At 58.1% G+C, this 4,896-nt stretch carries 5 protein-coding genes; 1 reads left to right on the top strand and 4 read right to left on the bottom strand.

Features of this window, described 5'->3' with window-relative positions; genetic code table 11:
* From ACIQVE_RS28805 to ACIQVE_RS28795, 3 genes are all read right to left on the bottom strand, one after another.
* A partial coding sequence (locus ACIQVE_RS28805; protein ID WP_402815246.1) for an LUD domain-containing protein occupies positions 1–623 on the bottom strand: 623 nt, incomplete at its 3' end.
* On the bottom strand, positions 620–1,444 hold the full coding sequence (locus ACIQVE_RS28800; protein WP_402815244.1) for a (Fe-S)-binding protein: 825 nt from the start codon (positions 1,442–1,444) through the stop codon (positions 620–622). The genes ACIQVE_RS28805 and ACIQVE_RS28800, both read right to left, overlap by 4 nt.
* 161 nt (positions 1,445–1,605) lie before the next feature.
* Entirely contained in the window at positions 1,606–3,300 is a 1,695-nt protein-coding gene (locus ACIQVE_RS28795) for a lactate permease LctP family transporter (protein ID WP_402815242.1), read from the bottom strand.
* A gap of 261 nt (positions 3,301–3,561) precedes the next feature.
* Here ACIQVE_RS28795 and ACIQVE_RS28790 point away from each other — a divergent pair, with 261 nt between their 5' ends.
* Positions 3,562–4,329 carry an FCD domain-containing protein gene (locus ACIQVE_RS28790; protein WP_402815240.1) on the top strand — a complete coding sequence of 256 codons (768 nt, stop codon included), beginning with the start codon at positions 3,562–3,564 and terminating at the stop codon, positions 4,327–4,329.
* Positions 4,330–4,446: 117 nt separating this feature from the next.
* On the opposite strand, the gene smpB is transcribed toward ACIQVE_RS28790, so the two are convergent.
* Positions 4,447–4,896, bottom strand: a 450-nt coding sequence (smpB, locus tag ACIQVE_RS28785) for an SsrA-binding protein SmpB (protein WP_402815238.1), incomplete at its 5' end; no start/stop codon positions are given.

The following is a 4,896-nucleotide window of genomic DNA, read 5'->3' as shown; positions in this document are numbered from 1 at the left end:
CCAATGTCCGCTTCGAAGTATTTCTGCCGCAGGACTCTGCGACCGATCTGAATGAGTTGGTCAACGTCCTTGTTGTATTCCACGCCAAGTTTGTCGTGGAACATGGACGCGACCTGACCGGCATTCTTGTGGATCGCCGGCATAATAATGTGTGAAGGCTTCTCGTGGTCGAGCTGGACGATGTACTCCCCCATATCGGACTCCAGACATTCAATGTCTTGAGCCTCGAGGAAATGGTTCATCTCCATCTCTTCGCTGACCATCGATTTGCCCTTGATCACTTGCCGCGCCTCGTGAGCGCGGATGATCGATAAGACGATGCCATTGGCCTCGTCCACCGTTTCCGCCCAGTGCACTGTCACACCGTTGCGGGTCAGGTTCTGTTCAAGTTGCTCGAGCAGGTCGGGCAACTTGGAGAGCGCGCGGGCTCTGATCGAATTGCCCAGTGCGCGCAAATGTTCTCTTTCGTGGGCATCGCCAAAAGCCGCTGCCCGCTTGGTCATCAGTGAATCCATGGCAGTGCGGAAGTTGTTCCGTAACTGCGGATCACCCAAGGCGTTGTGCGCCCGGGTGCGGAAATCTTCTTCTACGGCGACCGTAGGAATAATCGCGGAAGCGCTCATTGCGCACCTCCGGTTCGCTGCCAGAGGAAGCTCGCTAAATGTTGGCCGCGCAACGCTTCCTGTTGTTTCTCCAGCGAGCCGTTGATGTTCATCAAACAGCCGCAGTCGGCACTTAAAACCGTATGTGCGCCGGATTCCTTCAACGCCCGGGTCTTGTCAGCCACCATCGCGCCGGAAATGTCTGGCATTCGGACGCTGAATGTCCCACCGAAGCCACAGCATTCACTCTCGTGATCGTGGTTGACCCGATCCACGTTGCTCAACTGCGCCAACAACTCGCGGCCGTGCAGGTGGGTGTTCATCTCGCGACGTGCCGAACACGACGTGTGCAGCGCCACTTTTACCGGCTCGCCGCAGTCCTTGAGCTGCACCTTGCAGACGAACAGCAGGAACTCTGCCAATTCGTAGGTTCGTGCCGCGAGGGCCTGAACCTGTTGCAACGTTTGCGGCTCGTCCTTGAACAAGTCGGCGTAGTGTTCGCGCAACATGCCAGCGCAGGAGCCCGATGGCACCACCACCGGATAATCCCCGGCGAACAGCGCCAGTTGTGAGCGCGCCACCGTCCGTGCCTGCTCGGTGTAACCGGAGGTGTAGGCCGGTTGCCCGCAGCAGCTTTGCCCTTGTGGGTAATCGACCCGAATCCCTTCGCGCTCCAGCAAGTGGATCGCGTCCATTCCGGCTTCAGGGTAGAACAGGTCGACCACACACGTCCCGAACAGGTAGACCCGTGGCGGTTTCTCGCTGGGGTATTGCCGAGGTTCGGGCAGTGGCGGTGCCACGCGGGTCGCGTTCGGCACAGCGTTGTAAAAAAGCTCGCTCATCAGGCGTTTCTCCGGGTTGTCCCGGTTATCCGTCCGCTGAGGCTGCTGAATATAAAGAGCGTTGCTTTCAGCAGCCTTACAGACCGGGTTGTGAATTGCTGACGCCGGAATCACGAACCGGCGTCGGTTATTTCCTTGTCGCTTGTAGTCTTCTTGTAGGTTTAATGCACCAGCATGCCGGTGAGCCAGTAGGCCTGAGCCAGCGTGATCAGCCCGACAATCGTTGCAAAGAATAGGCTGTGCTTGAGGGTGAAGCGGAACAGATCCGATTCCTTGCCGACCAGGCCGGTCGCGGCGCAGGCCACGGCGATTGATTGTGGCGAGATCATCTTGCCGGTTACGCCGCCGCTGGTGTTCGCCGCGACCAGCAGGGTGTCGCTGACGCCGATCTGGTGCGCGGTGGTGGCTTGCAGCGAACTGAACAGGGCGTTGGACGAGGTATCGGAACCGGTGAGGAACACGCCCAGCCAGCCCAGGAACGGCGAGAAGAACGGGAACGCTGCGCCAGTACCCGCCAGCACTAGGGCCATGGTCGAGGACATGCCGGAATAGTTGGTGACGAATGCGAACGCCAACACCATGCCAATCGACAGGATTGGCCAGCGCAATTCATAGAAGGTCTCTTTCAAAGTGGTAAGACCAATTTTGAAATTGATCTTCAGCACTAGCATCGAGATCAGCGCGGAGAAGAAAATCGCCGTGCCGGTCGCGGAAATCGGGTCAAGTTTGAACACGGCTGGAATGGCGGTCGGTGCGGCCACGATCGGTGCAGTCTTGATCACCAGTTGATCAAGGTGCGGGATCGCGAAGTTGAACACCCACGCGTACATCGAGCCGCCAGCGGCGAACATGGCTTTGAAAGGTTTGAGCGTCCAGATCGTCACCAGCACGGTGAGGATCAGGAACGGCGACCAAGCGATGAAAATTTCCCAGAGGCTGTAAGGCGAAACCACAGTGGTGCGCTTTTGGCCGAAACCACCGACACTGCTGGTGATGGCGGCGCTGGACGTAGTGTCGGCGATTTGCGCACCAGCCGTGCGTTTTGGCTGCCAGATTTTCAGGAACAGGGTCAGGGAGATCAGGCTGGCCAGGGCCGAGGTGATGTCCGGCAGTTCCGGGCCTATGAAGTTCGAAGTGAAGTATTGAGTGATGGCGAAGCTCAGGCCCGCAACCAGTGCTGCCGGCCAGGTTTCACGCACGCCGCGAATGCCGTCCATCATGAACACTAGCCAGAACGGCACGAACAGCGACAGCAGCGGTAGTTGGCGACCGGTCATGGCGCCGATCTTGAACGCGTCGATGCCTGTCACTTGGCCGGCCACGATGATCGGTATTCCCAGTGCACCAAACGCCACTGGCGCGGTGTTGGCGATCAGGCACAGGCCTGCGGCGTAAAGTGGGTTGAAACCCAGTCCCACAAGGAGTGCCGCAGTAATCGCGACCGGCGCACCGAAACCAGCGGCACCTTCCAGGAACGCGCCGAAGCAGAAGCCGATCAGCAGCACCTGCAAGCGCTGGTCGTCTGTGATCGACAGTACCGAGCTGCGGATGACTTCAAACTGACCACTTTTGACCGTCAGTTTGTAGAGGAAAACCGCCGCGACAATGATCCATGCGATCGGCCAAAGTCCATAGGCGAAGCCATACCCGGCGGCGGCAAAAGCCATGTCGACCGGCATCTGGAAGGCGAAAATGGCCACGGCGATGGACAGGGCGAGCGTGATGCTGCCGGCTACATGACCTTTGAGGCGGAACACCGCCAGAGCGAGGAAGAAGAAAATAATGGGAATGACGGCCGCAAGTGCGGAGACGCCGAGACTGCCGAGCGGGCTATAGATCTGTTGCCAGGTTTGCATATGGGGTGGCCCCTAATTGTTGTTGGTCAGGCACTGTCAGCGTTCTTGGTTAATTGGTAAGACCAATTTACAATCGCTGTTGGCTAGGGTAAAAGCCTTGATATGGGTGTGTCAATTTGCCGCCCCGAAATTTTTGCCGAATCAGCGGTGCAGAACGGATCTGATCTGCTCGAGCGATCGTTGTCTGGTAGGTGTCGTGAAGGCGCCGATAGGCCAGAATAGAGAGCCCGGCGAGCGGTCGGGCTCGTGGAGAAGTGAGTTATGGGGTTTGATCAGATACGTCAGCGCCGTTTGTCTGACGATATTGTCGAGCGGCTCGAGGGGATGATCCTTGAAGGCACGCTGAAGTCCGGTGAGCGGCTTCCGGCTGAGCGCACGCTGGCAGAACAATTTGGCGTATCGCGCCCATCGTTGCGCGAAGCGATTCAGAAGCTGGCCGCCAAGGGTTTGCTGATCAGCAAGCAGGGCGGTGGCAACTATGTGGTGGAGTCGCTGGGTTCGACGTTCAGCGATCCACTGCTGCAATTGCTCGAAAGCAACCCCGAAGCGCAGCGCGATCTGCTGGAGTTTCGCCACACCCTGGAGGCTTCGTGCGCGTATTACGCAGCCTTGCGCGCCACCGATGTGGATCGCGAACGACTGACTGCCGCGTTCGAAGAGCTACAGGATTGCTATTCGCGTCATGACGAAGTGAGCCGGACGGAAGAGGGCGCGGCGGATGCGAAGTTTCATCTGGCGATTGCCGAGGCCAGTCATAACGCAGTGTTGTTGCACACGATTCGCGGGTTGTTTGATCTGCTCAAGCGCAACGTCGTGACCAACATCGGTGGCATGTACAAGCAGCGTACGGAAACCCGCGACATGCTGATTACCCAGCATCGGGAATTGTATCTGGCGATTATTGAAGGGCATGCGGAGCAGGCGCGGGAAGTTTCCAGTCGGCACATTCTGTATGTGCAGGAAGTGCTGGAAGAGGTGCGGCAGGAGGTTCAGCGCATGGCTCGGGCGGAGCGGCGCAAGGGTATGTGATCAGTTGTTTCTGTGGTGATGCTGCTATAGCTTTCGCGAGCGAGCTCGCTCCCACATTTGAAATGCATTCCAAGGTGGGAGCGAGCTTGCTCGCGAATACGCTCTAAAGGCAGAAAATTAATCTTCCTTGCCCTTGTTGCGCACCGCGCGCTGCAGCTCACGACCTGCGTCACGTTCGCGCTCGGTGTCACGCTTGTCGTATTCCTTCTTGCCCTTGCCCAGAGCAATCTCGCACTTGACCATGTGCTTGCTCCAGTACCAGGACAGGCATACGCAGGCGTAACCCTTTTGCTGCACAGCAGCGGCGAGTTTTTCTAGCTCGCGGCGGTTGAGCAGCAATTTGCGCGTGCGCGTCGGGTCAGCGATGACATGGGTGCTGGCGGTCATCAGAGGCGTGATGTGACTGCCGAGCAGCCATGCTTCGCCATCCTTGAGCAGCACGTAACTGTCGACCAGTTGCAGCTTGCTTGCCCGCAGACTTTTTACTTCCCAGCCGGCCAGGACCAGACCAGCCTCGAACTTATGCTCGATGAAGTAATCGTGTCGCGCCTTTTTGTTCTGCGCGAT

It is taken from the genome of Pseudomonas sp. NPDC098747 (genome assembly GCF_044760045.1).
In the GTDB taxonomy this organism is placed as follows: domain Bacteria; phylum Pseudomonadota; class Gammaproteobacteria; order Pseudomonadales; family Pseudomonadaceae; genus Aquipseudomonas.
The sequence above is the reverse complement of the archived record's forward strand: the minus strand, read 5'-3'. Positions and strand labels throughout refer to the sequence as shown.

What these genes read in the sequence shown, in the direction of transcription:
- ACIQVE_RS28800 (WP_402815244.1), bottom strand. Translation starts at nt 1,444, where the DNA reads ATGAGCGAGCTTTTTTACAACGCTGTGCCGAACGCGACCCGCGTGGCA.
- ACIQVE_RS28795 (WP_402815242.1), bottom strand. Translation starts at nt 3,300, where the DNA reads ATGCAAACCTGGCAACAGATCTATAGCCCGCTCGGCAGTCTCGGCGTC.
- ACIQVE_RS28790 (WP_402815240.1), top strand. Translation starts at nt 3,562, where the DNA reads ATGGGGTTTGATCAGATACGTCAGCGCCGTTTGTCTGACGATATTGTC.